Source organism: Microbacterium sp. GbtcB4 (assembly GCF_019091465.1).
Classification (GTDB): Bacteria; Actinomycetota; Actinomycetes; order Actinomycetales; family Microbacteriaceae; genus Microbacterium; species Microbacterium paraoxydans.
In genome coordinates this window covers 71898-97215 of record NZ_JAGXJJ010000005.1, presented here as the reverse complement: position 1 = coordinate 97215, position 25318 = coordinate 71898, and the positions used below count along the sequence as shown (strand labels likewise).

At 71.4% G+C, this 25318-nt stretch carries 27 protein-coding genes; 15 read left to right on the top strand and 12 right to left on the bottom strand.

The window, feature by feature from the left end; all coding sequences use genetic code 11:
* Positions 1 to 14 precede the first annotated feature (14 nt).
* On the bottom strand, positions 15 to 995 hold the full coding sequence (locus tag KVS71_RS09805; RefSeq protein WP_217584438.1) for an FUSC family protein: 981 nt from the start codon (positions 993 to 995) through the stop codon (positions 15 to 17).
* A 126-nt stretch (positions 996 to 1121) separates the two neighbouring features.
* A complete protein-coding gene (locus KVS71_RS09800; protein ID WP_254635638.1) occupies positions 1122 to 2771 on the bottom strand; it encodes a SulP family inorganic anion transporter in 1650 nt (549 codons plus the stop codon).
* 180 nt (positions 2772 to 2951) lie between these two features.
* Here KVS71_RS09800 and KVS71_RS09795 point away from each other — a divergent pair, with 180 nt between their 5' ends.
* From KVS71_RS09795 to KVS71_RS09785, 3 genes are read left to right on the top strand one after another with little or no spacing between them, the layout of a single operon-like run.
* Positions 2952 to 3338, top strand: a complete 387-nt coding sequence (locus tag KVS71_RS09795; protein WP_025103101.1) for an SHOCT domain-containing protein — start codon at positions 2952 to 2954, stop codon at positions 3336 to 3338.
* Between the two features lie 39 nt (positions 3339 to 3377).
* Positions 3378 to 4211, top strand: coding sequence for a mechanosensitive ion channel family protein (locus KVS71_RS09790; RefSeq protein WP_060923043.1), 834 nt, complete (start codon positions 3378 to 3380; stop codon positions 4209 to 4211).
* 43 nt (positions 4212 to 4254) lie between these two features.
* Entirely contained in the window at positions 4255 to 4656 is a 402-nt protein-coding gene (locus KVS71_RS09785; RefSeq protein ID WP_060923047.1) for a RidA family protein, read from the top strand.
* A gap of 1 nt (position 4657) precedes the next feature.
* Here the strand turns inward: KVS71_RS09785 and KVS71_RS09780 are convergent, their stop codons facing one another.
* Genes KVS71_RS09780 through KVS71_RS09765 form a run of 4 tightly spaced genes read right to left on the bottom strand, consistent with a single transcriptional unit; the run spans position 4658 to position 8228 of the window.
* Complete coding sequence (locus KVS71_RS09780) at positions 4658 to 5734, bottom strand: DNA polymerase IV (protein ID WP_105949587.1); 1077 nt, start codon at positions 5732 to 5734, stop codon at positions 4658 to 4660.
* Between the two features lie 39 nt (positions 5735 to 5773).
* Positions 5774 to 6625, bottom strand: coding sequence for a CPBP family intramembrane glutamic endopeptidase (locus KVS71_RS09775; protein WP_060923042.1), 852 nt, complete (start codon positions 6623 to 6625; stop codon positions 5774 to 5776).
* On the bottom strand, positions 6622 to 7347 hold the full coding sequence (gene trmB, locus KVS71_RS09770) for a tRNA (guanosine(46)-N7)-methyltransferase TrmB (RefSeq protein WP_105949585.1): 726 nt from the start codon (positions 7345 to 7347) through the stop codon (positions 6622 to 6624). Before trmB ends, KVS71_RS09775 begins: the two co-directional genes overlap by 4 nt.
* A gap of 41 nt (positions 7348 to 7388) precedes the next feature.
* Entirely contained in the window at positions 7389 to 8228 is an 840-nt protein-coding gene (locus tag KVS71_RS09765; RefSeq protein ID WP_126893903.1) for a DUF3097 domain-containing protein, read from the bottom strand.
* Between the two features lie 122 nt (positions 8229 to 8350).
* Between KVS71_RS09765 and KVS71_RS09760 the strand changes: the two genes are divergently transcribed.
* From KVS71_RS09760 to KVS71_RS09745, 4 genes are all read left to right on the top strand, one after another.
* Positions 8351 to 10381, top strand: coding sequence for a TPM domain-containing protein (locus KVS71_RS09760; RefSeq protein ID WP_217584437.1), 2031 nt, complete (start codon positions 8351 to 8353; stop codon positions 10379 to 10381).
* A gap of 59 nt (positions 10382 to 10440) precedes the next feature.
* Positions 10441 to 11184, top strand: a complete 744-nt coding sequence (locus tag KVS71_RS09755; protein WP_025103092.1) for a PspA/IM30 family protein — start codon at positions 10441 to 10443, stop codon at positions 11182 to 11184.
* Between the two features lie 62 nt (positions 11185 to 11246).
* Positions 11247 to 12050, top strand: a complete 804-nt coding sequence (locus KVS71_RS09750) for an arginase family protein (protein ID WP_217584436.1) — start codon at positions 11247 to 11249, stop codon at positions 12048 to 12050.
* Positions 12047 to 12490, top strand: coding sequence for a hypothetical protein (locus tag KVS71_RS09745; protein WP_060922979.1), 444 nt, complete (start codon positions 12047 to 12049; stop codon positions 12488 to 12490). The genes KVS71_RS09750 and KVS71_RS09745 overlap by 4 nt, the downstream gene beginning before the upstream one ends.
* Position 12491: 1 nt before the next feature.
* On the opposite strand, the gene KVS71_RS09740 is transcribed toward KVS71_RS09745, so the two are convergent.
* From KVS71_RS09740 to KVS71_RS09730, 3 genes are read right to left on the bottom strand one after another with little or no spacing between them, the layout of a single operon-like run.
* On the bottom strand, positions 12492 to 12962 hold the full coding sequence (locus tag KVS71_RS09740) for an SIP domain-containing protein (protein WP_060922980.1): 471 nt from the start codon (positions 12960 to 12962) through the stop codon (positions 12492 to 12494).
* A 33-nt stretch (positions 12963 to 12995) separates the two neighbouring features.
* Positions 12996 to 13730, bottom strand: coding sequence for a tyrosine-protein phosphatase (locus tag KVS71_RS09735; protein WP_217584435.1), 735 nt, complete (start codon positions 13728 to 13730; stop codon positions 12996 to 12998).
* Positions 13727 to 14203, bottom strand: coding sequence for a carboxymuconolactone decarboxylase family protein (locus tag KVS71_RS09730; RefSeq protein WP_144880903.1), 477 nt, complete (start codon positions 14201 to 14203; stop codon positions 13727 to 13729). The genes KVS71_RS09735 and KVS71_RS09730 overlap by 4 nt, the downstream gene beginning before the upstream one ends.
* Positions 14204 to 14380: 177 nt before the next feature.
* Between KVS71_RS09730 and KVS71_RS09725 the strand changes: the two genes are divergently transcribed.
* The 6 genes from KVS71_RS09725 to KVS71_RS09700 all read left to right on the top strand — a co-directional run bounded on the left by KVS71_RS09725 (position 14381) and on the right by KVS71_RS09700 (position 20314).
* Positions 14381 to 15298 carry an alpha/beta fold hydrolase gene (locus KVS71_RS09725; RefSeq protein WP_260981386.1) on the top strand — a complete coding sequence of 306 codons (918 nt, stop codon included), beginning with the start codon at positions 14381 to 14383 and terminating at the stop codon, positions 15296 to 15298.
* 92 nt (positions 15299 to 15390) lie between these two features.
* A complete protein-coding gene (locus KVS71_RS09720; RefSeq protein ID WP_060922984.1) occupies positions 15391 to 16908 on the top strand; it encodes an ABC transporter substrate-binding protein in 1518 nt (505 codons plus the stop codon).
* Positions 16909 to 16924: 16 nt separating this feature from the next.
* Positions 16925 to 17875 carry an ABC transporter permease gene (locus tag KVS71_RS09715; RefSeq protein WP_071328318.1) on the top strand — a complete coding sequence of 317 codons (951 nt, stop codon included), beginning with the start codon at positions 16925 to 16927 and terminating at the stop codon, positions 17873 to 17875.
* The gene (locus KVS71_RS09710; protein ID WP_126893895.1) at positions 17872 to 18741 is read left to right on the top strand and encodes an ABC transporter permease; all 870 of its coding nucleotides are present in this window, start codon (positions 17872 to 17874) and stop codon (positions 18739 to 18741) included. Before KVS71_RS09715 ends, KVS71_RS09710 begins: the two co-directional genes overlap by 4 nt.
* Positions 18738 to 19529, top strand: coding sequence for an ABC transporter ATP-binding protein (locus tag KVS71_RS09705; RefSeq protein WP_144880901.1), 792 nt, complete (start codon positions 18738 to 18740; stop codon positions 19527 to 19529). The genes KVS71_RS09710 and KVS71_RS09705 overlap by 4 nt, the downstream gene beginning before the upstream one ends.
* Positions 19526 to 20314, top strand: coding sequence for an ABC transporter ATP-binding protein (locus tag KVS71_RS09700; protein WP_144880900.1), 789 nt, complete (start codon positions 19526 to 19528; stop codon positions 20312 to 20314). The genes KVS71_RS09705 and KVS71_RS09700 overlap by 4 nt, the downstream gene beginning before the upstream one ends.
* 87 nt (positions 20315 to 20401) lie before the next feature.
* Here KVS71_RS09700 and KVS71_RS09695 read toward each other — a convergent pair whose 3' ends face one another.
* Genes KVS71_RS09695 through KVS71_RS09685 form a run of 3 tightly spaced genes read right to left on the bottom strand, consistent with a single transcriptional unit; the run spans position 20402 to position 22519 of the window.
* The gene (locus KVS71_RS09695; RefSeq protein WP_025103080.1) at positions 20402 to 21016 is read right to left on the bottom strand and encodes a GNAT family N-acetyltransferase; all 615 of its coding nucleotides are present in this window, start codon (positions 21014 to 21016) and stop codon (positions 20402 to 20404) included.
* A gap of 4 nt (positions 21017 to 21020) precedes the next feature.
* On the bottom strand, positions 21021 to 21740 hold the full coding sequence (locus KVS71_RS09690) for a uracil-DNA glycosylase (RefSeq protein ID WP_025103079.1): 720 nt from the start codon (positions 21738 to 21740) through the stop codon (positions 21021 to 21023).
* Positions 21737 to 22519, bottom strand: coding sequence for an SDR family oxidoreductase (locus KVS71_RS09685; protein WP_174521450.1), 783 nt, complete (start codon positions 22517 to 22519; stop codon positions 21737 to 21739). The genes KVS71_RS09690 and KVS71_RS09685 overlap by 4 nt, the downstream gene beginning before the upstream one ends.
* Before the next feature lie 160 nt (positions 22520 to 22679).
* On the opposite strand from KVS71_RS09685, the gene KVS71_RS09680 reads away from it, so the two are divergent.
* Together KVS71_RS09680 and KVS71_RS09675 are read left to right on the top strand one after the other, a co-directional pair.
* Positions 22680 to 24002 carry a bifunctional o-acetylhomoserine/o-acetylserine sulfhydrylase gene (locus KVS71_RS09680; protein WP_025103077.1) on the top strand — a complete coding sequence of 441 codons (1323 nt, stop codon included), beginning with the start codon at positions 22680 to 22682 and terminating at the stop codon, positions 24000 to 24002.
* Between the two features lie 104 nt (positions 24003 to 24106).
* Positions 24107 to 25312 (top strand): homoserine O-acetyltransferase, encoded by a 1206-nt coding sequence (locus KVS71_RS09675; RefSeq protein WP_217584433.1) that lies wholly within the window; start codon positions 24107 to 24109, stop codon positions 25310 to 25312.
* Positions 25313 to 25318: the final 6 nt, after the last annotated feature.

Below are 25318 nucleotides of genomic sequence, written 5' to 3'. Positions count from 1 at the left end.
AGCGCCCGTCGCGCTCATTCCGAGACGTTCGCGCGCGTCGGCCGCCGGATCGCCAGCAGCGCCGGGATCAGCGCGCCGAAGAACAGCGCCAGGGCCACGCCCAGAAGCGTCTCGAGCGTCCTCTCCAGGAAGCGCGCGGTCGGCGGCTCGGACGACGTCGACAGCAGCAACGTGAGCACGAGGAAGGTCGTGAACGCCGGCGCGACGTACCACCGGCTCTCCTGGACTGCACCGAGACAGCCCACCACGACACCGATTGCGAGCCCGATCGCCACCCCGCTCGGAGACAGCAGGGCGAACCCCGCCGCGACCAGCGCTCCGACGAGCACCGACGCCGCCCGACCGACGCTGCGCAGGACGAGCTGGCCGCGCACCGGACGCATCACCAGCAGCACGGCGCCGGTCGCCCAGCCGACGTGCTCGACCCCGGTCGCGAAACCGATGGCGGCCGCCGTCGCGGCGGCGAGACCCAGCAGCGCCCCGTACATCAGCAAGGCTCGCCCCTTCGGCAGCGATGCCGCGGCCCGCACGCCCGCCTCGTGTTCCGGCCAGAGGAGGGCGATGAGCCACGCGTACACCGAGCCGGCGACGATCGCGCCGGCCAGGAGGACTGTCGTCGTCGACAGCGGGAAGCTCAGACCGATCCCGACCATGGGCAGGACCAGGGTCAGCGCGAGCTGACCGGCGCGCTCCCGCGCGGCGAGCATGCTGGCGAGGACCGCCAGCACAGCCACGGCGAGCACGGCGAGGACCGGTACGAGCGCGAGCGTGGCACCGAGCAGGAGCCCCAGCGCGACCAGCGTCCCGAGCACGGGGATCGCCGAGCGCGCTCGTCGCCGTGCAGGAAGCCCGACGACGGCCGCCGGCAGGACCCCGATGCTCAGAGCCAGCGCGACAGCAGGATCGAACGGTGCGACCGCGATCGCGGGCACCGCGTAGAGCACGCCGAGACCGAACCGCGACCATCGCCACGTCACTCCGGCGCGTGCCGCCATGCCCGCCTCGCTCTCCGGTTCCGGCTGCGGTCGGGCCTCGTTTCCGCTGTCTCGATCGCCCCGTCGGTCTTCCGTGCCGTCAGCCTAGGCAGGCGGTGGCCGCACGTCACCGCTCATCGGCCGCGTTCACCCGGGTGAACGCGGCCGCTCCTCGCGGTCCGCCGCGGCCCGGAGCCCGGCATCGACCGCGGGGTGCACGCGTCCGGCCGCCGTCAGGGCGGAGTACCACGACGTCCGAGCCGCGACGGCCGCCGCCGCCTCCGGCACCGCCGCGAGGTGGAGCTCCACGCCGAGCTGCGCCAGCTCCCGATCGAGGGCTTCGAGGGCGTCGAGCACCGTGATGGACATCACCACCTGCTGCGGCAGTCCGAGCACGAGCGTCCGCACCGGCTCGGCCTGCGCGGCGACGGTCTGCACGATGAGCCGCTGATTGGCGAGCGCATTCGCCGTGTAGAGTCCCCGCTCGGGCTCCAGCCCGAGAGCGCTCCCCCGCCTCCCCACCACGCGGACACGGGGGATGTTGAGCTCTCGCAGCACGAGCACCAGCGTCACGACGACGCCGACAGCCACCGCGGGGAGGAGCCCCGCGGTGAGACCGATGGCCGCCACGGAGGTCGCGACCCAGAAGTCCATCCGACTGATGCGCGCCCAGCGCACGAGCTCGGGGATGTTGACGAGTCCGGCCACCGCCGTGAAGACCATCGCCGCGAGCGTCGCCTCGGGCAGCAGGCTGAGCACCGGAGCGAGGAACAACGCGACGAGGACGGCGAGCCCGACAGTGGTCAGCGTCGCCAGCTGGGAACGCGCTCCGGCACCCTGGTTGACGGCGCTCTGCGAGAACCCTCCCGCCGCGGGCATGGCCGCGAAGAAGGCACCGACCGTGTTCGCCGCGCCGGTCGCGAAGAGTTCCTGGTCGCTGTCGATCTGCGGCTCCGTCGCCTGGCGCAGGCTGCGTGCGACCGCGGCGGACTCGAGGAAGGCCATGACGGCGATCGCCAGCGCTCCCGGCACGAGCGCCGCGGCCTCGGACAGGTCCGGGATCCCCGGAGCGGGAAGACCGCCGGCCACCGGGGCGATGAGGTCGACACCGAGATCATCGATCCCTCCGACCCCCACGAGCAGCATGCCGGCGGCCACGACGACGAGAGTGCCCGGGACCCGCGGAGCGAAGCGTTTGAGGAGCAGGAGTGTGGCGATGGACCCCGCCGAGAGGAGGAGCGTCGGGATGTTGACGCTGTCGAGCGCCTCGCCCACGGCGACCAGGGAGCGGATGAAGCCGTGGCCGGAGAAGTCGAAGGACTCCCCCAGGAGCTTCGGGAGTTGCCCGACGGCGACCGTCGCCCCCACCCCGATCTTCAGCCCGAGCACGGTCGCGCCGCTGATGTTCTCGACGAGAGATCCCAGCCGGCACGCCCGTGCCAACAGCAGAACCGCTCCCACCAGGAGGGTCAGCATCATGAGCGCGCCGATCGCGTCGTCTGCGCCCGCGGCCACGCCTGCCGAGACCAGCGTCGTTGCGGTGAGGGTCGCGATGGTCGATGTCGTCGAGACGCTCATCGCCCGGCTGCCACCGAGGAGGGCGTAGACGAGCATGGGGACGATGCACGTGTAGAGGCCGACCTGCACCGGGAGATTCGCGATCGTCGCGTACGCCATGGCCTGCGGAACCACGACCGCACCCGCGGAGAGGCCGGCGAGCACATCGCGTACGATCCAGCGGCGCTGGTAGCCGTCCAGAGTGCTCAGCAGCCACGGTGGTCTGTGCACTGTGCTCATGGGACTCCCTCCGCCGTCGAGGGAAGCGTACTGCCGACGCTCCGGGCGCGACCGGCCGGAGGCGTCTCACCGCGGCGAGTCACCCGGGTGAACTCCGGACGGAACCGGTGCGCCGGCGCTGCGCCCGCCGGTATGTTCCGAGCGTGCCCCGGAGACGGCGGCACCGAGAAAGGAGCAGTCATGGGATTTTGGGCATCGTTCTGGGACATCATCTGGTGGTTCCTGTGGATCTTCGCCTTCACCGCGTATCTCTTCGCCCTGTTCGCGATCATCGGGGACCTGTTCCGCGACCACAAGCTGAGCGGCTGGTGGAAGGCCGTGTGGATCTTCTTCCTGATCTTCGTGCCGTTCCTCACGGCGCTCGTGTACCTCATCGCCCGGGGCAACGGCATGGCCGAGCGCAGCAGCGCGGAAGCCCGTCGAGCACAGGAGGCCGCGAACGCGTACATCCAGCAGGTGGCCGGCAGCAGTCCGAGCGAGGAGATCGCGAAGGCCAAGGCGCTTCTGGACGCCGGGACCATCACCCCGGACGAGTACTCCCTCATCAAGGCGAAGGCGCTGCAGTAGGCCGCGCACCGGCCCCCGCCGGCGTGAGGAGCCCACGGCATGGACCTGCAGGATCTCCTGCCCACCGACATCGACTGGTGGCAGCTGCTGCTGGCCCTGCTCGTCGCCCTCGCGACCTGGATCATCTCGCGGTTCGCACGCCGGGGCACGACAGCCCTGCTCCGGCGTGCTCCCGGCATCTCCACCGCTGTGGGGACGGCGACCGCGCAATTCGTCGGCTACGCGATCCTCCTGCTGGGCTTCGGCATCGCGCTCGCCCTGCTGGGCGCGAACGTGCAGCCCTTGCTCGCGATCGTCGTCATCCTCGGCATCGTCGCGATCCTGGTCCTCCGCGGCGTGGCCGACAACTTCGCGGCCGGTGTGCTGCTGCAGGCGCGGCAGACGGTCCGCATCGGGGACGAGATCGTCGTGGAGGCGCTGGACTCCGTGATCGCCGGGACGGTGACGGAACTCAACGCCCGCGCGGTGATCCTGCACACCGTCGACGGCCGCACCCTCCACATCCCCAACGCACGTCTGCTCTCCGATCCCGTCGTCAACGACTCCACCCGCGGAGCCCGACGCAGCGAGGTGGAGGTCAGGGTGCGACGGGACGGGACGACCGGGATCGATGGCGTGCTCGGGCCGCTCGTCGATGCGGCGAGGACGGCGGAGGGCGTGCATCGGCACGAAGGCGTGCGGGCGCTCGTGGTCAGCGTGAGCGGGGACCGGCTCATCGCGCGACTGCAGTTCTGGCACCACCCGCTGCACGGCGCCCTCGTGAGTGCCGCCGTCGTGGTCGCGGTCTTCGACGCCCTCGGCGGCCTCGGCACGACCGGCACCGTCACCAGCGTCCCGGCCCCGCCACCGCTCGTGCCGTCCGATGCCGTGTGAGACCCGGGTGCGCGATGTCGGTGCCCTCGGGCATGATCTGCGCATGGACATCACCTTCCTGCAGCCGGACGGCCTCGTCCGCAGCCCCGCATTCAGTCACGCCGCCGTCATCCCCCCGGGGGCGACCACCGTCTACATCGGAGGGCAGAACGGTGTCGACGCCTCCGGCGCCGTCGTCTCCCCCGACGTGGGGGCGCAGGCGCTTCGAGCTCTCGACAACGCCCGGGTCGCGCTGGAGTCGGCGGGGGTGACGCTCGACGACGTCGTGAGCTGGACCATCCTCATCCACCAGGATGCCGACCTGCGCGCGGCGTACGGTGCCGTGGCCGCCACCCTCGCCAGGGACGGCGCCCCGCCGCTGGTGACCGCCGCGCGGGTGGCGGGCCTCGGCGTGCCCGGAACCCTCATCGAGGTGAGCGCGATCGCCGCGACGGTCCGCGACTGAGTCAGATGCGACCGCGCACGGGGGTGCGTTCGACGCCGTCCGGTTCGTCGGGCATCGTCATCTCGGCACGGACGCCGAGCAGACGCACTTCCCGGGCGGGGTCGAGGGTCTCGCCGAGGGCGAGCGCCATCGCGACCACGTCCTCTCGATCAGCCGTGGGAGCCGGGAGCTTCCGGCCGAATGTCCTCGTCTCGAACGGGGCGTACCGCACCTTGAGATGCACCCGCATGACCGGGCGCCCCTCGGCCGCGCAGTCGTCGAACGCGTGTCCCGCGAGCTCCCGCAGCGCGTCCTCCACCGCCTCAGGTGTCGTGAGGTTCTGCTGATACGTGGTCTCCCGGCTGTGGCTCCGTGCCACCCACGGAGTGTCGTCGACGATCCGCGGCCCCAGCCCGGAGCCCAGCCCGAGATACCACCGCCCCATCTTGGGACCGAACTCCGCGACGAGGGTCTCCTCGTCCGCCGCCGCGAGTTCGCGCACCGTGGCGATGCCGTGTGCCGCGAGCCGCTTCTGCACCTTCGGCCCCACGCCCCAGAGGTCACGGGTGGGCCGGTCGCCCATCACGGCGAACCAGTTGTCGGCCGTCAGCCGGAACACGCCTCGCGGCTTGCCGAACTCCGTCGCGATCTTCGCCCGCACCTTGTTGTCTCCGATACCCACCGAGCAGTGCAGACCCGTCGCCTCCTCCACCGCGCGCTGCGCGGCCCGCGCGACGCCCTCCGGGTCGTCGGTCACGACGCCGAGGAAGCACTCGTCCCACCCGATCACCTCGAGCACCACGTCGGGCAGCGTCCGCAGCGCCGCCATCACCTCGTCCGACGCCCGCTCGTACTCCGCGTGATCCACCGGCAGGAACACCGCGTCCTCCGGCGCCTTGCGCGCCGCGATCTTCAACGGCATCCCCGACCCGATGCCGAAGGCGCGCGCCTCGTACGACGCCGTCGAGACGACGGCCCGCTCGGTCGGGTCGCCGCGGCCCCCGACGATGACCGGCCGTCCGGCCAGCTCCGGGCGGCGCCGCACCTCGACCGCGGCGATGAACTGATCCATGTCGACATGCAGCACCCACTCGGCCATGCATCGAGTGTGGCCGCTGACGCCGGGGAAGTCACCCCGTCAGACGAGGAAGATCGGCAGCAGCCCCGGGTTGTGGGCGTGGACGAGGACGGCGAAGACGACCGCGTCGAAGAGGAGGTGCACTGTGACGACGTAGGCCAGCGAGTGCGTCCGGAGGAAGATGAAGCCCTGCAGGAGCGCGAACGGGATGGTCAGCAGCGGCCCCCATTCGCGGTACCCGAGTTCCCACAGGAAGGAGACGAAAACGACGGCCTGCAGCGCGTTCGCGAGCGCATCGGGGAAATGGCGCCGCAGCAGCGCGAAGACGGTGCAGATGAAGAACAGCTCATCCCAGATGCCGACCGCGCCGACGCCGACGAACAGCCGCGCGATGAGATCGGGCGTATCCACCACGGGCCAGTTCTGATAGACGCCGCTGGTGATGAAGTAGAAGGGCAGGATCAGCCAGCCGAGCACCAGCACCGCGACGAGCCAGCCCCAGTGCAGCACTCCCCAGCGCTGCCCCGTCCGCCAGGGGAACCGGATCGCCCGGTCGCGGAAGGCGAACCGCGAGATCAGATACGGCACGAGCACCGCACCGCCGAGCGCGAGGGTGAAGCGCAGCATGGCCAGGTTGTCGAGCTCCGCCGCGAGCGGGATGACACTCACGATGAGCATGCCGAGCGCGATCAGCGAGAGGTCCCGCGTGAGCGATGGCCGCCGGGATCCGTCGGGCCCGGGGAGCGGCTCGCCGCGGCGCTCCACGAGCAGGGCGGCACCGACGCCCAGCGCCAGCAGCAGCCAGCCGAGCCAGGGCAGCGCCACGACGAAGAAGGCCGGGGCGGCCGCGCACACCAGCGCCGCCGGGACGAGGCGCACCCCCACGGGCGCGCTCGGAGGGGCCTGCGTCATGCACGATCCCGTCGGCGGTACACGAGATCGCGGATGTCGCGCCCCTTCGCGAGACCCTTCCGCTCGAACGCGGTCATGACCCGACCGTCGAACCGCTCGGCCCAGTCGCCCTCGAAGGCCCGCTCGAACAGGGGCTCGGCGTCCAGCACCTCCCGCATCTGGAGCGCGTAGTCCTCCCAGTCGGTCGCGAGCCGCAGGAGGCCGCCGTCGCGCAGCGCCCTGGCCGCCGTGTCACCGAATCCGGGCCGCACCAGACGACGTTTCGTGTGGCGCTTCTTGTGCCACGGATCGGGGAAGAAGATCCACACCTCGGCCGCCGCGGCCTCCGGCAGGTACGAGGAGAGCACCTCCGGCGCGTTGGCCTCCACGACGCGGAGGTTCTGTACACCCGCACGGTCGGCGTCGAGCATGGTCCGGGCGAGGCCCGCGCGGAAGACCTCGACGGCGAGGAAGTCGTCGCGCGGCCGGTTCGACGCGGCGGCGACGATGGCATGCCCCTGGCCTGAGCCGATCTCGACGAAGAGGTCCGCCTCCCGGCCGTACTCGGCGACGACGTCGAACCGCGCCTCGGGGTGCACGGAGGTCCACGCCACCGCGCGCGGGACATCCAGCAGATAGCGCGGGGCGAGATCGGTGAAGGCGCGCTCCTGCGCCTCGGACATCCGGCCGCTCCGACGCACGAAGGACACCGGCTCGTCGCGGAAGGTACGCGGTTCGGGCATGGATCCAGGGTAGTCGCCGGCGCCGCCACCGCCGGACGCGGTCAGCCCGCGGGCTCGGTGACGAAGTCGATCAGCTCTTCCACCCGGCCCAGGAGCGCGGGCTCCAGGTCGCGGTAGGTCGTGACCTTCGACAGGATGTGCTGCCAGGCCCTGGCGGTGTCGGCCTGCGTCTCGTGCGGCCAGCCGAAGGCGCGGCAGATGCCCGTCTTCCAGTCGACGCCGCGCGGGATCTCGGGCCACGCCGCGATGCCGAGGGCGCGAGGGGTCACGCACTGCCAGACGTCGACGAACGGGTGGCCGACGATGCGGACGTGCCGGCCGTGCGGTCCGCGGGCCACCGCCTCGGCGATACGGGACTCCTTCGACCCGGGGACGAGGTGGTCGACGAGGACGCCGTACCGCCGGCGTGCGCTCGGCGGCTCCGCCGCGAGGAGGTCGTCCAGCAGGTCCACGCCCTGGAGGTACTCGACGACGACGCCCTCGACGCGCAGGTCGGCACCCCACACCTTCTCGACGAGCTCGGCGTCGTGCCGTCCTTCGACGAGGATCCGGCTGGGCAGCGCCGTCCGCGCCCGCTGATCCGCCACCGCGAAGGAGCCGGAGGCGGTGCGGCGGGGTCCCTGCGCGGATGCCGCCGGCACCGTGAGGCGGACGGGTGCCCCGTCGATGAGGAAGCCGCCGCCGAGGGGGAACAGCCGCCGTCGCCCGACGCGGTCCTCGAGCTCCACCGCACCGCCCTGCACCTTGGTCACCGCACCGCAGAATCCGTCCGCCGCGACCTCGACCACGAGATCGACCTCCGCGGGCACCTGCGGCACCGGCTTCACGCCGCGCTCGCGCCAGCCCGCCGCCAGCACGTCCGATCCGTACCTGTCGTCCATGCCTTCCAGCGTATGTGTCTCCGCTGAGGGCGAACGCCGAGACGCGCGCGAGTGCTGTCGCGTGTCGGACCCAGTGCATAGACTCGACACATGGGGCTCGGCTGCCGGTCGGAGGGAACACGATGACGAAACGGTGGCTGGCGCTGGGCGCTCTCGCCCTCGCGGTCGCGACGGGCGCGCTGTCCGCCTCGGCGGCGTCCGCGACCGATCCGCTCACGCTCGACTCCGGGTATGTCACCGACCAGGCCGACGTCCTCTCCCCCGCCGAGGAGGAACAGGTCGAGTCGCGCCTGCAGGAGCTCACCGACAACTCCTCCGCCGATCTCTTCGTCGTCCTCGTCGACGACTTCACCGACCCGAGCGACAGCGTCGCCTGGGCCGACCAGGTCGCGAACGACAACCGGCTCGGCCCTGATCAGTACCTCCTCGCGATCGCCGTCGAGGGGCGCAGCCTCTACATCTCCGCGGACTCCTCCGGGCCGTTGAGCGACGCGCAGCTCGCCGCCATCGAAGACGCCATCGCCCCGCTCGCCGGCGACGGCGACTGGGTCGGCGCGATCACGCTGGCCGCCGACGAGATCCAGGGGGACGGCGGTGCCGGAGCGCTCCGCGTCACGCTGATCGTCGTCGGGGTGGTCGCGGCCGCCCTGCTCATCTGGCTCATCGTCGCTCTGGTCCGACGCGCACGCCGCAACGCAGCCATCCGCGAGCGGGGCGCCATGCCGGAGACCCCGGATCCCGCCGACCCGTTCTCCACGCTCACCGATGCCCAGGTCGAGCAGCAGGCCGGCGTCGCACTCGTCCGCGCCGACGACGCGATCACCTCGAGTCGGGAGGAGCTGGGATTCGCCGTGGCGCAGTACGGCGAGGGCGCGACCGCGGAGTTCTCCCGCGCCGTCGACGAGGCGAAGGCGAAGATCGCCGAGGCGTTCGATCTCCGGCAGAAGCTCGACGATGAGATCGAGGACTCCGTCCACGACCGGCGCGCCTGGCACATCCGTATCATCCGGCTGGCCGACGAGATCGACGAGATCCTCGACGACAACACCGAGGCCTTCGACGAGCTGCGCCAGCTCGAGCAGAACGCACCGCAGGAGCTGGAGCGGGTACGACGAGAGCGCGCCGATCTGACGCCGCTCCTCGCCTCGGCCGCTCCCGCCCTCGCCGCTCTCGCCGCGACCTACGACCGGGCCGCCCTGAGCACCATTGCGGACAATCCGGCACAGGCGCAGGAGCGCGCGTCCTTGGCCGATCGAGCGATCGATGCCGCGGCACAGGCACTGACGAGCGGACGCTCCGGTGAGGCGGCGTTCGCGATCCGCACGGCCGAGCAGGCGGTGGCGCAGGCGGCGCAGCTGATCCAGGCGATCACGGCGCTCGGCACCGAGCTGTCCGGCATCGAGGCGCAGGCGCAGGCGCTCGTCACCGAGCTCCAGGGCGATGTGGCTGCGGCGGCGCAACTGCCCGACCCGACCGGTGCCCTGGCGAGTGCGTCCCAGGCGGTGACCGCGCAGCTGCAGAGGGCGCAGGCCGACCTCGTCGCCACGCCACGCAACCCGCAGCGGGCCCTCGACGCCCTCACGGCGGCGAACGCGCAGATCGACGAGGCGATCGCGCACGGACACGAAGCCGTGGAGCGCGCCCGAAGGGCCCAGCAGCTCCTGGAGCAGACCCTCGCCCAGGCGACCTCCGAGATCCGGGCTGCCCGGGAGTTCATCGAGACACGCCGCGGCACCGTGGGCTCCACCGCCCGCACGCGCCTGGCGGCCGCCGACGCCGCGTTGACCCAGGCCCTCACCCTGCGCACGTCGGATGTCGAGAACGCCCTGGCCGAGGCCCAGCGGGCGCTCGGTCTCGCGCGCGAGGCCGCATCCGCCGCACAGGCCGATCTGCGCGCGTACTCCCCCGGCGCCTACGCGGACGACGGCTGGGGCGGAGTCTTCGGCGGCTCCGGGTCCCGTTCCGGCGGCTCCGGCATCGGCGGGGACATCCTCGGCGGGATCATCGGCGGACTCCTCGCCGGCGGCGGGGGCGGCGGCTCGTCACGGCGCAGCAGCGGCTGGCGCTCCTCGGGCGGCTTCCGCAGCTCCGGCTTCGGCGGAGGCGGGTCCCGCGGCGGCGGACGCGGACGCTCCGGAGGTCGACGCTTCTGATCCCCCGCACAGACACATACGCCAAGCTCTCGAAGACGCCCCTCTGAAAGGAACCACGCATGACCAAGCAGTCCATCTTCGGACGGATCTCCACCCTCGTCCGCGCGAACATCAATGCCCTCCTGGACTCTGCGGAGGACCCGCAGAAGATGCTCGACCAGCTCGTCCGCGACTACACCAACAGCATCGCCGACGCCGAGTCCGCCATCGCGGAGACCATCGGCAACCTGCGGCTGCTGGAGCGCGACCACGAGGAAGACGTGCAGGCGGCCAACGAATGGGGCAACAAGGCCCTCGCCGCCAGCCGCAAGGCCGACGAGATGCGCGGCGCGGGCAACACCGCCGACGCCGACAAGTTCGACAACCTCGCGAAGATCGCCCTGCAGCGCCAGATCAGCGCCGAGCGGGAGGCGACGAGCGCCGAACCGCAGATCGCGGCCCAGACGGAGATCGTCGACAAGCTCAAGAGCGGCCTGAACGGCATGAAGGACAAGCTCAACGAGCTGAAGAACAAGCGCAGCGAGCTCCTCGCCCGTGCCAAGGTCGCCGAGGCGCAGACCAAGGTGCAGGACGCGGTCAGCTCCATCAACGTGCTCGACCCCACCAGCGAGCTCGGCCGGTTCGAGGACAAGGTCCGCCGCCAGGAGGCTCTCGCCCAGGGCAAGGCGGAGCTGGCCGCGTCGAGCCTCGACGCCCAGTTCGAGAGCCTCGAGGATCTCGGCGAGCTGACCGAGGTCGAGGCGCGCCTCGCCGAGCTGAAGGCCGGCGGCACCGCGCCGCGCCAGGCGCTCGAAGGCAACTGACACCGACGCGGATGCCCGGGCGCACGCCCGGGCATCCGCGGTTCCGTCTCCGGGAGGTCCCCATGGTGCGTTTCCTGGTCGTGCCGCAGTGGCAGGGTTCGCCCGCCGCGCGCGCGATGCTCCTCGTCGACGGCGCGTCGGCGATCGCAGGCGATCTCCCGCGTGCGGCGACGACGGTCCTCGACGTTCCGGTCGAAGCCGGCGAGGCGCTGGGCACGGGCGTCCGGCGGCTCAGCGCCCTCACACGTACGCGGGATCTCGTCGCCGGACATCTCGAAGCCGTAACCGTGCTGATCGGCGGCGACTGCAGCATCACTGTCGCCGCACTCGACACGCTCCCCGGCGGAACCGACGACCTCGCCGTGGTCTGGTGCGATGCGCACGGCGATCTGCACACGCCGGACACCTCGCCGTCCGGGGCCTTCTCCGGCATGGCGCTGCGTGCGGTCCTCGGTGAGGGAGAACCGCAGCTCGCTCTGTCCCCCGGCATCCCCCGCGATCGCGTCGTCACCGTGGGTGTCCGGAACCTCGACGAGTCCGAGACCGACGAATGGGACCGCCTCCGGAATCTCGGGGTGGCCGATCTGGACGACCCCGGGGCGCTGGCCGACGCCGTGCAGGCCACCGGGGCGCAGCGGGTGTGGGTGCACATCGACGTCGACGTCCTCGACCCGGCGTCGTTCACCGGAGTCTCCGCCGCCGTGCCCTTCGGCGTGACCCCCGCGTCCCTGAGCACGGCGATCCGCGAGCTCCGGAGCCGCGTCCCCCTCGCCGGGGCAACCATCGCGGGCTTCGCCCCTCGCACGCCGGCCGACGCCGTCGACGACCTCGGCGCGATCCTGCGCCTCGTCGGAGCCGTCGCGTGAGCCCGGCACCCGACTGGGAGGCGGTCGCGGCGGAGCGCCTCGCCCGCGGACGCCGGGCGGACCGCCGCATCCCCTCCTTCCTGCTGCGCTCCCCGATCAGCCGCCTGGGCTACCTCTGGGGAACGGCCGTCGGCTGGATCTGGGGCGCGCTGTGGAGCACCGGTCCGATCGAACGGCGCGGCGGACTCTGGGTGTTCCGGGGCATGCCCCGATGGACCTTCCACCGCGGTGGCGTCTGCGTGGGCGGGTGCTTCCTCACCGGCGACGCGCGGCCCACCGACGCGGTGCTGCGCCACGAGGCCGTGCACAAGCAGCAGTGGCTGCGCTACGGCTTCCTGATGCCGGTGCTCTATCTGTTCGCGGGACGCAACCCGCTGCGGAACCGCTTCGAGATCGAAGCGGGACTGGAAGACGGCAATTACGTGCGCCGCTCCCGCTGACTCAGCCCTCGACGGGAAGCAGTCCGAAGCGCTCCGGCACGCGGATCCGGTTCACGGCCACGCCGAGGCGGTCGGTGAGGTGCTCGACGATGTCGGCGGTGCCGAGGTAACCCCCGAGCAGCGTGACGTGCGTCTCGACCTCGTCGTCCACGAGCATCTCGTCGGCCCATGCGCAGGTGGCTCGGGCCAGGGCCTGTCCGGGCGCGCAGCCGCGACCGCTTCCCGGGGCTCCGGAGCGCGCGGAGCGGGCGAGCCAGGTGACCGTCATGCGACCGGGCGCGTGGATGACGCCGATGTCGGAGGCGTCGGGAACCTCGATGAAGATGCGACCGGACGCGCACAGCGGGAGGGTCGCGAGGAACGCCTCGAGGTCGAGCAGCGAGTGCTCGTCGGCGGTCACCAGGTGGTGTGCGCGACGGCGCGCCGCGCGGCGAGCCGCACGCGTGCCTCGGGTGTCGAGCGTGGTGTCCATGGTGATCCCATCGTACACCAAGCGAAGGCTTGCCTAACCTTCGACGACGCCTTCTTCCGTCACCGGCTCGACGAGGGCCTCGCGCAGCGCGGTGAGCTCCCTCTCGGTCATGCCGTTCGCCCGCAGGTAGCCGGCCGCCGACCCCCAGCGCTCGTCCACCTGGGCCAGCAGGCGACGCATCACCTCGGCGGGAGAGCGGGTCGCGAGATCCACCGCGTGCACCGCCTCGGGGTGCTGCGACCGCAGATACGCGGCGATGCGCCGCGAGCGTTCGGCCGGCAACTGCGACTCGGTGAGGGCGTAGTCGGCGATGACGGCATCCCGATCGGCGCCGACCGCCGAGAGCGCCAACGCGACCGTCACACCCGTGCGGTCCTTACCCACCGTGCAGTGCACCAGGGTCGGCTCCCCCGCGGCGATCACCCGGACAGCGGCGACCAGGCGCTCCCCACTCTCCTCCAGGAGATGCAGGTACAGGTCGTCGAGGCTCGTGTCGGATTCGAAGAAGGAGCGCACGGACCCGAGGAACAAAGGCAGGTGAGTCGTCTCCGGGCCCTCGATCTCGCTCGGCTCCGCGGCGACCTCCTCCCCGTCGCGGAGGTCGACGATGTGGCGCACCGCAGACCTCAGGAGCGCGGCGCCGTTCGTCGTCGCGGTGGAGAGCTGACCGGAGCGCAGCAGGACGCCGGGGCGGATGCGCCCACCCTCCGCGGGGATCCCGCCGACGTCCCGGACGTTCGCGACGCCCTCGACGTCGAGGATCGTCACGCCCCCGCCTGGGAGCCGCGCGGGGGCACCGGATAGCGCCCGGCGATGACGATGCGGTTGAAGGCGTTGATCGACACGCATGCCCAGCTCAACGCGGCGTACTCCTTCTCGGTGAACACGCTCCCCACCAGGTCGTAGACCTCGTCGGAGATGCCGTCCTCCGCGATGAACGTGAAGGCTTCCGCCAGTTCGAGCGCGGCACGCTCCCGATCGCTGAACACACCGCTCTCGCGCCACACCGAGATCTGGCTGATCGTGTCGACGTCCAGCCCTGCGGCGACCGCCCGGTCCACGTGCACCCGCGTGCAATAGCTGCAGCCGTTCAGCTGCGAGCAGTGGATCATGACGATCTCCTTCAGGCGATCGTCGATCCCGTTCTCGGCGCAGATCGCGCCGACCGTCTTCGAGAAGGCGTCGAGGGCCTGGTAGGCCGCAGGCTCCGTCTTGGACAGGTGCACGCGCTGTTCGGTCATACCTCCATGATATTCGGCGCCGGGCGCGGGAGACGGTGCGCGACCGCCCTCGCCGAAATGCAGACTGCGAACTTTCGAGCGCAATTTCTCTGCATATCGCGCTGCCGTATCATCGTTCATCTTGTCACTTTGCTCCGACATTTCCTGCGAGGTCGAATCGGGGCGCAGAATAGCCGCGTGGCGATCGACACCAGCGAGTTCTCCTATCTTCCCGCGCAGGCCGACGCGCTCGGCGTGCCGCTTCCGACCGTGGAGCGCCTGACGCTCCCCCTCCCCGAGGGTCGCGTCGTGAGCGGGCTGCACTTCGGGTCCGAGCCGCCGCGCATCACTCTGCTGCACGGCGCCGGTCTGAACGCTCACACCTGGGACACGACGGCGCTGGCGCTGGGGCAGCCGCTCCTGGCGATCGACCTCGCCGGCCACGGCGACTCCTCCTGGCGCGACGACGCGGACTACTCCCCCCGCACCCTCGCCGCCGACGTCGTCGCCGCTCTGGACGCGTGGGGCTCCGCGCCGCAGATCCTGGTGGGACAGTCGCTCGGCGGTCTCACCGGCGCCGCCGTCGCCGCGGCGCGGCCCGACCTCGTGGCCGCTCTGATCGTCGTCGACATCACTCCCGGGATCGACGTGTCCGCCGGCCCCGCGGCGCTCCGGGAGTTCTACGCCGGGCCCACGGACTTCGCGACCCGCGACGAGCTCGTCGACAAGGCGATGGCCCTGGGGTTCGGCGGCACTCGCCCCGAGACCGAGCGCGGCGTCTTCCTCAACACCCGTGTCCGCGCGGACGGCCGCGTCGAGTGGAAGCACCACTTCGCCCACCTCGCCGCCACCGCTCTGGCCGCCCACGACCCCGGCACGGCGACGGCGCCGTCGGTCCTGCATGAGACCGGCTGGGACGACCTGGCGGCGGTCACTGCGCCCGTCACGCTCGTCCGCGCCGAGCGCGGCTTCGTGAGCGCTGCCGACGCAGAGGAATTCCAGCGCCGCCTCCCGGAGGCGCGGGTCGTCGCGATGGACGCCACGCACAACGTGCAGGAGACCGCACCCCGAGACCTCGCCGCTCTCGTCGGCTCCGCGGCCGCCGCCGGAATATGACGTTCCGTTCCACGGCCGCCGCGCCGCATCCCGCCCGACCCTAGGCTCGTCCCACCGGCACACAGCACCTGCCGCACCGAGAGGAAACACCCATGTTCCGACGTCATCGACGCCTCGCGCTGATCTCCGCCCTCGCGGCCACCGCCGTGATCCTCAGCGCCTGCTCCGGCTCCGCCGATCCTGCACCGTCGGCGGGCGGCGAACCCGACCCCGACGCCACCCTGCACGTCGGTCTCGTGCTCGAGCCCACCAACCTCGACATCCGCCACACCAGCGGTGCCGCGCTGGAGCAGATCCTCATCGACAACATCTACGAGGGACTGGTCAGCCGCACGCAGGACAACGAGGTCGTGGAGCGGCTCGCCTCGGACTACGAGGTGTCGGACGATGGCCTCACCTACACCTTCACCCTCAACGACGGGATCACCTTCCACGACGGCTCGCCCCTGACGGCGGCCGACGTCGTCTCCTCCTACGAGACCGTCCGCACCGACGAGACCGTGCAGGGCAACGCGGAGTTCGCGTCCGTCTCCTCGATCTCCGCTCCGGACGACACGACCGTCGAGATCGTGCTGTCGGAGCCGAACCAGAACTTCCTCTTCGCCCTCACCGGTCCGGCCGGCCTCGTCTTCAAGAAGGGCGACACCACCGATCTGAAGACCGCGGAGAACGGCACGGGACCGTTCACCCTCACCCGCTGGAACAAGGGCAGCACGATCACCTTCGCCCGCAACGACGACTACTGGGGCGAGCCGGCCGGCGTCGCCGAGGTCGAGTTCCAGTACATCCCCGACTTCACGGCTGGCGTGAACGCGGCGCTCGCCGGCGACGTGGACGTCCTCACCGCCGTCGACCCGAACCTGGCTCCGCAGCTCGAGGACTCGGGTGACTTCAGCCTCACGACGGGCCGCACGACCGACAAGGCCACGCTCGCCTTCAACAACAAGAAGGCGCCGCTGGACGACGTCCGGGTGCGCGAGGCCCTGCGCCTGGCGATCGACCACGAGGCGCTCATCGAGGCCGTCGGCGCCGGCACGCCGTTGTACGGCCCCATCCCCGAGCTCGACCCCGGCTACGAGGACCTCTCCGACGTCATCTCCTACGACCCCGAGCGGGCCAAGGAGCTGCTCGCCGAGGCCGGCCAGGAGGACCTCGACCTCACGCTGACGATCCCGTCGTTCTACGGCACCACCGTCCCGAAGGTGCTCATCTCGGACTTCGACAAGGTGGGCGTGAACCTCGAGGTCGATTCCGTGGAGTTCCCGACCTGGCTCGAGGACGTGTACACCAACAAGGACTACGACCTCAGCTTCGTCCTGCACGTCGAGCCGCGGGACTTCGGCAACTTCGCCAACCCGGACTACTACTTCGGCTACGACAACGCCGAGGTGCAGGACCTCTACACGCAGGCGCTGGCCGAGGTCGATCCCGAGGCCTCCGCGAAGCTCCTCGCCGAGGCGGCCCGGATCGTGTCCGAGGACCACGCGGCGGACTGGCTCTACAACGGTCAGACCATCACCGCCGTGAATCCGGTCGTCAGCGGCTTCCCGGAGGACTCGATCAACTCGCGCATCAACCTCGCGGGTGTGACCGTCTCCGCCGCGAGCTGACGACGGTCGACGCTCCGTGCTGCGTTACGCGCTCGTCCGAGGAGCCCTGCTGATCGCAGGGCTCCTCGTGTCGAGCGCGCTCATCTTCCTCACCCTGCGCGTCTTCCCCGGCGACGTGGCCCAGCTCATCGCCGGCACCCAGGCCTCCCCCGCCGAGGTCGAGGCGCTGCGGGAGTCGCTGGGGCTGAACCAGCCTCTGCTCGCGCAGTACGCCGACTGGATCGGCGGCATCCTCCGCGGCGACCTGGGCACGTCGCTGCTGTCCGGCGCCTCCGTCGGCGAGGAGCTGCTGCTGAAGGCACAGGTCACGGTTCCGCTCGGGATCATGTCGCTGGTGATCGCCGTGCTCATCGCCGTGCCGTTCGGGATCCTCGCCGCCCTGCGTCGCGGCCACCGCGACGGCACGGCGCTCAGCGTGGGCGCGCAGGCTCTCGCGGCCGTCCCCGTCGTCTGGGCGGGCATGATGCTGATCGTCGTGTTCTCCGTGTGGCTCGGCTGGCTGCCGCCCCAGGGCTTCCCCCGCACCGGGTGGTCGACACCGGGCAGAGCGATCGAGGCGCTGCTGCTGCCCGCCCTCACGATCGGCATCGTCGAGGGCGCCATGCTCATGCGCTTCGTGCGCAGCGCGACCCTGCAGGCGGCCGGACAGGACTTCGTCCGCACCGCGGCCGCCAAGGGTCTGACGAAGACCCGCGCCCTCATCCAGCACGGCATCCCCGCGGTCGGGCTCTCCATCATCACGGTGCTCGGCCTCCAGGTCGCCGGGATCATCGTCGGCTCGGTCGTGATCGAGCAGCTGTTCACGCTTCCGGGCATCGGCCGCATGCTCGTGACAGACGTCGGCACCCGCGACCTCGTCAAGGTGCAGAGCGAGCTGCTCGTGCTGACCGGCTTCGTGCTGGTGGTCGGTTTCCTCGTGGATCTGCTGCACCGGGCGATCGACCCTCGACAGCGGGAGGCCGCATGAGCGCTCGGTGGTTCCCTCGGCTCTGGCGGACCTCGACCGGCCGCTTCGGACTGATCGTCATCGCCATCGTCGCCCTGGCGGCCGTCGTGTCCCTCTTCTGGACGCCGTTCGACCCGCGGGCCTCGAACATCGGCGACCGCTGGCTGCCGCCGGGCTGGCCGCACCTGCTCGGGACGGACGACACCGGACGCGACATCCTGAGCCTGCTCATGGCGGGGGCGCGGACGACCGTGTTCGTCAGTGTCGGCGCGGGACTCGTGGCCACCGTCGTCGGCATCGCCCTCGCCGCCCTCGGTGCCCTGACCACCCGGCTCGTGCGGGAGACGGTCGCCGTGTTCGTCGACATCCTCATCGCCTTCCCCGTGCTGCTGATCGCGATGATGATCTCGTCGGTGTGGGGCGGATCGCTCTGGGTCGTGATCTGGGCGGTGGGGATCGGGTTCGGCGTGAACATCGCGCGGGTCACGCGGCCGGAGCTGCGTCGCGTGCAGCAGAGCGACTTCGTGCTCGCCGCGCGCGCGTCCGGCCTCACCCCCGCGCAGAGCCTCGTCCGTCACCTCCTCCCGAACGTGGCTCCGGTGTTCATCGTGCAGCTCTCGTGGTCGATGGCCGTCGCCGTCCTCGCGGAGGCCGGCCTGTCGTACCTCGGCTTCGGGGCCTCGGTCGTGGAACCGAGCTGGGGGCTGCTGCTCGCGGATCTCCAGCGCTACATCGGCGTGCACCCTCTCACCGTGATCTGGCCCGGGCTCACGATCACTTTGACCGTGCTCGCCCTCAACCTGCTCGGCGACGGGCTCCGCGAAGCCACGGACCCCACCCTGCGGCACCGTGCCGCCGAGACGCACACACCGGCGGTGGTCGCATGAGTCTGACGGTCGAGGATCTCGTCATCGAGATCGACGGACGCCGGGTGGTCGACGGCGTCTCGCTCCAGGTCCCCGACGGCACCCGGCTCGGGGTGATCGGCGAGTCCGGCTCCGGCAAGTCCCTCACGGCGCTCGCCGTGCTCGGGCTGCTGCCGGAGGGCGCGACGGCGCACGGGAGCATCCGGTGGGACGGCACTGAGCTGATCGGGATGCCGGACCGTGAGCTCGCCCGGCTGCGCGGTGACGACATCGGCATCGTGTTCCAGGAGCCCCGGACGGCGCTCAACCCGATCCGGACGGTCGGCCGCCAGATCGCGGAGTCCATCCGCATCCACGAAGGCCTGGGCCGGCGCGAGGCCCGTGAGCGGGCGATCGCGGAAGCCGCCCGCGTGCGACTCCCCGACCCGGAGACCATCGTCGACCGGTATCCGCACCAGCTCTCCGGCGGCCAGCGGCAGCGCGTCGCGATCGCCATGGCCCTCGCCTGCCGCCCGCGGCTGCTGATCGCGGACGAGCCCACGACCGCCCTCGACGTGACGATCCAGGCCGAGATCCTGTCACTGCTGCTCGGGCTCGTCGCCGACGAGGGCATGTCGCTCCTGTTCATCACGCACGACCTCGCGGTGCTGTCCCAGGTGGCGACCGAGGGCGTCGTGCTGGAGCACGGTCGCGTCGTCGAGAGCGCACCGGTGTCGCGGCTGCTGACCGCGCCGACCTCTCCTGTCACGCAGGGGCTGCTGCGGGACGCGACCGCGACCCTCTGGCGGCCCGAGGGAGGAACGGCATGAGCCTGATCGAAGCGCGCGGGCTGCGACGGGACTTCGTCGTGCCGAAGCGGACGGCGTTCGAGCGGACGCGGCGGCAGACGGCGCTCCAGCCGACCGACCTCGACGTGCCCGAGGGCGCCTCCCTGGGGATCATCGGCGAGTCCGGCTCGGGGAAGTCGACACTCGTGCGACTCCTGCTGGGCCTGGACCGACCGACCGCGGGCACCGTGTCGGTCGACGGCCGGATCGTCGACGCCGGGGCCTCCGCGCGATCCCTGCACTGGTTGCGTCGGCAGACGGGTCTCGTCTTCCAGGATCCCTACGCCTCCCTCGACCCCCGGATGACCGCGGGGCAGATCGTGCGGGAGCCGTTGTGGGCCCTCGGCATCGACGGCGACCATCGGGCACGGGTGCGCGAGGTCATGGCCCGGGTCGGCCTGGACCCCGAGATGGGCGACCGCTATCCGCACGAGTTCTCCGGGGGGCAGCGGCAGCGGATCGCTCTCGCCCGTGCGCTCGTCCATCGTCCGCGGATCCTCGTGGGCGACGAGCCGCTGTCGGCGCTGGACGTCACGGTGCGCGCACAGATCCTCGAGCTGCTCGCGGAACTCCGAGTCGCGGACGAGCTCACGCTGCTGCTCGTGTCGCACGACATCGGCGTGGTGCAGAACCTCTGCGACACGGTCGTCGTCATGAAGGACGGCCGCATCGTCGAGCGCGGTCCGACGCGCGACGTGCTCCTGCACCCGACCGCGGACTACACCCGCACCCTGCTCTCCGCGATCCCCGTCATCCCCGACGCCTGATCGCCGACCCACCCCTTTGCGGCCGCCCCGGCCCTTTGCGTGCGCTCGCAACGGGTTGGGAGGCACACAAAGGGGTGGGTCGAGGGGTCAGCGCGGGAAGAGCGAGAGGCGACGGCGAGGGCGGGACGGGCGCAGCACGCGGCGCAGGTAGACGGTGCCGAGGTCGCGGCCGAACTTGTGGCCGACGCGCCCCATACGACCGGCCTCCACGAAGCCCAGCTTCTCGTGCAGCCGGATCGAGGCCTCCGCACCCTGGTCGCTGATGACGGCGACCATCTCCCGGAGCCCCCGCTGCTCGCACGCCGCGATCAGCGCCTGCAGAAGGGCCGACCCGAGGCCCTTGCCGGCCGCGCCGGGACCGAGGTAGATCGAGTCCTCGACCGTGTACCGGTAGGCGTTCTTGCCCGCCCACGGCTGCGCGAGCGCATACCCGAGGATGGCGCCGGAGGGCGACACCGCCACGAGGAAGGGCAGCCCGAGCCGCTCCAGCAGGGTGAACTTGTCCCGCCAATACGGGATGCTGCTGCGGCGCTCGTCCAGGGTGACGGCCGAATTGCTGACGAAGTGGTTGTAGATCTCCCGCACGTGCGGCAGATCGGCCGCGCGTGCCGGTCTGATGACGTAGGAGAACGTGTCCGGCGCGGTCGCCGGTCGCAGATGACGCGGGAGAACGCGGCGGCGGTCCCCCGGCTCGAACTGCATGCGCTCAGCTTAGAGAGCCGGACGCCTCGCCCTCCACCCTCCAATCCACCGGAGCACTGCCGAGTCCCTCCAGGAGCGCGTTCGCGCGGGAGAAGGGCCGGGAGCCGAAGAAGCCACGGCTCGCGGAGAGAGGGGACGGATGCGCCGAGGCGATCACGGGGGTGTCGCCGAGAAGGGGCTGGAGGTTCGCCGCGTCACGCCCCCAGAGGATCGCGACGAGCGGCTGCTCCCGGGCCACGAGGGTGCGGATCGCGAGCTCCGTCACCTGCTCCCATCCCCAGCCGCGGTGGGAGGCGGCCGCTCCGGGGCGCACCGTCAGGACGCGGTTGAGCAGCAGCACGCCCTGATCGCTCCACGCGGTGAGGTCTCCGTGCGGTGCGGGCGGGAGGCCGAGGTCGGCCTCCCGCTCCTTGTAGATGTTCGTCAGGCTCCGCGGCAGGGGCCGCACATCGCGGTCCACGGCGAACGACAGCCCGATCGGGTGCCCGGGGGTCGGATAGGGGTCCTGGCCCGTGATGAGCACACGCACGTCGGCGAGTGGACGCTGGAAGGCGCGCAGCACGTTCGGCCCCGCGGGGAGATATCCGTGACCGGCCGCCTGCTCGGCGCGCAGCCGCTCCCCGAGCGCCGTGATGGTGTCCTGCACCGGGGCCAGCGCCTCCGCCCATCCCGCGTCGATCAGTCCCTCGTCGGCGAGCTCCGCGAGGGTGCGTCCTCCGCTCACTCGACGGGCCGGACCCGCAGCGGGCCTCGCGCGAGCAGGTGCTGCGCCGACTGGGCGACGGGCCGCATCGTGACGAGGTCGAGGTTCACGTGGGCGGGAGCGTCCAGAGCATAGGCGATCACGTCCGCCACGTCCTCGGCGCGAAGGGGCGCCTCGACCCCGGAGTACACGGCCTCCGCGGCGACGGCGTCGCCCCCGAGCCGGTTCAGCGTGAACTCCTCCGTGTGCACCATCCCCGGAGCGACCTCGGCCACCCGGAGCGGCTCGCCGTTCAGCTCCTGACGCAGCGCCCGGACGAGCATCGCCTCGGCCGCCTTCGCCGCGTTGTAGCCTGCGCCGCCCGGGTAGGCGGTCTGCGCGGCCGTCGAGGTCACGAACAGGAGGTCGGCGTGCCCGTCCACGTCCGCGGTGCGACGGAGCAGCGGCAGCAGTCCGGCGACGAGGCGCTGGGTCGCGAGGACGTTCGCGTCGTACATCCACTGCCAGTCGGCGAGCGCGGCGTCCTCGACGCGGTCGGTCCCCCGCGCGCCACCGGCGACCTGGACGAGGGCGTGCACGGGTCCGGTGCGCTCGAGCTCCCCGAGGAGCGCCGCCACCGCCGCGTCGTCGGTCAGGTCACAGGCGATCGTCGACGCCCCGGTCTCGGCGGACAGGGCGGCGAGCCGGTCCGCACGGCGGGCGACGCCGACGACGTCCCACCCCCGAGACCGCAGCACCCGCACCGTCGCCTGACCGATCCCGGAACTCGCACCTGTCACCACTGCACGTCTGTTGGCCATGTCCTCCACCGTACGATGTCCGCGCGGGTTCCGCCCGTTCGCAGCCCCCTCGCCGTGTTACGTCACATTTCCCGGTCGTTGTTGACACGGCGCGATATTCCGTACTCTCGCTGCAAGGGCACCAGCCCATCCGACCTTCCGACCGTTCCAGGGGGAACACATGTCCGCACCCGAGACCTGGCGTTTCGAGACCAAGCAGATCCACTCGGGCGCCGCCCCCGACCCGGTCACCAAGGCCAGGGCGACGCCGATCTACCAGACCACGTCCTACGTGTTCGACAGCGCCGACCACGCCGCGAACCTCTTCGCGCTCGCCGAGTTCGGCAACATCTACACCCGCATCCAGAACCCGACCCAGGACGTCCTGGAGCAGCGCCTCGCCGCGCTCGAAGGGGGCACCGGCGCCCTCGTCCTCTCCAGCGGTCAGGCCGCCTCCACCTTCGCGATCCTCAACATCGCGCAGGCCGGCGACCACTTCGTCGCGTCGAGCTCGATCTACGGCGGCACGTACAACCTCTTCAAGTACACCCTCGCCAAGCTCGGCATCGAGGTCACCTTCGTCGAGAACCAGGACGACCCGGAGGAGTGGCGTCGCGCCGTCCGCCCGAACACGAAGCTGTTCTTCGCGGAGACCATCGGCAACCCGCAGATCAACGTTCTCGACATCCGCACGGTCGCCGACATCGCGCACGAGAACGGCGTCCCGCTGATCGTCGACAACACGATCGCGACCCCGTACCTCATCCGTCCGTTCGAGCACGGCGCCGACATCGTCGTCCACTCGATCACGAAGTTCCTCGGCGGCCACGGCACCACGATCGGCGGCGTCGTGATCGACGGCGGTTCGTTCGCGTGGTCGGAGAACGTCGAGAAGTTCCCCGGACTCACCGAGCCGGACCCGTCGTACCACGGCGCCAGCTACACGGCCGCGGTCGGCGACCCGCTCGCCTACATCATCAAGGCCCGGGTGCAGCTGCTCCGCGACCTCGGCTCGGCCATCGCCCCGCAGAGCGCGTGGAACCTCATCCAGGGTGTCGAGACGCTGTCGCTGCGCATCGAGCGCCACGTGCAGAACGCCCAGGAGATCGCCGAGTGGCTGGACAGCCGCGACGACGTGGCCGCGGTCAACTACTCCGGCCTGCCGTCCTCGCCCTGGTACGCCAAGGCGAACGAGTACGCCCCGAAGGGTGTCGGCGCCGTGCTGTCGTTCGAGCTCAAGGGCGGTGTCGAGGCCGGACGCGAGTTCGTCAACAGCCTCTCCCTGTTCAGCCACCTCGCCAACATCGGCGACGTGCGCTCGCTCGTCATCCACCCGGCTTCCACGACGCACGCCCAGCTCACGCCCGAGCAGCAGCTCACCGCGGGTGTGACCCCCGGCCTCGTCCGCCTGTCCGTGGGACTCGAGAACATCGAGGACCTCAAGGCCGATCTCGACCAGGCGCTCGCCGCCGCCCGCGCCGTCTCCGAGGCCGCGCGCGCCTGAGCACCCTCTCCGCGAAGGCCCCGGACCGCACGGTCCGGGGCCTTCGTCGTTCCCGGTGTCGTAACCTGCGGGCCGGGACCGACCGGCCAGGCGAGAATGGAGACATGGACTGGCAGACGACCTCCGAGGACACGGTGCCGTCGGCACCGGTGACGGAGGCCGACGTCCGGCTGCTCCGTGCCCGGCCACCGGCCACCGGCGCCTGGCGCGACGGCGACCCCGTCGGCGGCCGCCGGTTCGCCGCGTTCGGCGCCTTCGACACGGAGAGCGGAGCCCAGCTCCCCGGCATCCGCCTCGCGTACGAGAGCTGGGGGGAGCTCAACGCCGCACGCGACAACGCCGTGCTCGTCCTGCATGCCCTCACCGGGGACAGCCACGTGCGCGGAGACGCCGGTGCCGGCCACCCGACCGCCGGCTGGTGGGAGGACGTCGTCGGCCCCGGTGCGCCGCTCGACACCGACGAGTGGTTCGTGATCGCGCCGAACATGCTCGGCGGCTGCCAGGGATCGACCGGCCCCGCGAGCATCGCCCCGGACGGCTACGAGTGGGCGTCGCGCTTTCCCTACCTCACCATCCGCGACCAGGTCGCCGCGCAGGTGCGCCTGGCCGACGCGCTCGGCATCGACACCTGGGCAGCGGTGATCGGCGGCTCGATGGGTGGCATGCATGCCCTGGAATGGGCGGTTTCGCAGCCCGACCGGGTGCGGCGCCTCGCCGTGCTCTCCTCGCCCCCGGTCACCACGGCCGACCAGATCGCGCTCAACACCGTGCAGCTCGAGACCATCCGCATGGACCCGCGGTTCCAGGGCGGCGAGTACTACGACCTCGCGGACGGCGACGGCCCGCACCGCGGCCTGGCCCTCGCCCGCCGCATGGCGCTGCTGAACTACCGCAGCCCGATCGAGCTCAACCAGCGGTTCCAGCGCTCCTGGCAGTCGGACGTGTCGCCGCTCGGTCACGGCGGACGCTTCGCCGTCGAGTCCTACCTCGACTTCCACGGGAATAAGTTCACGCGCCGCTTCGACGCCAACAGCTACATCACCCTCGTCGAGGCCATGAACTCGCACGACGTCGGCCGCGGCCGCGGCGGCGTGGAGGAGGCCCTGAAGGCGGTGACCGCGACGACCCTCGTCCTCGGCATCGACAGCGACCGCCTCTTCCCCGTCGACGGTCAGCAGCGGATCGCCCGGAGCATCCGGAACGTGCTCGACGGCGAGGCTGTGGTGCTCACGAGCGACTTCGGCCACGACGGGTTTCTCATCGAGACCGAGGCCGTCGGCACGCACCTGCGGCGCCTGCTCGACGCCTGAACCGCG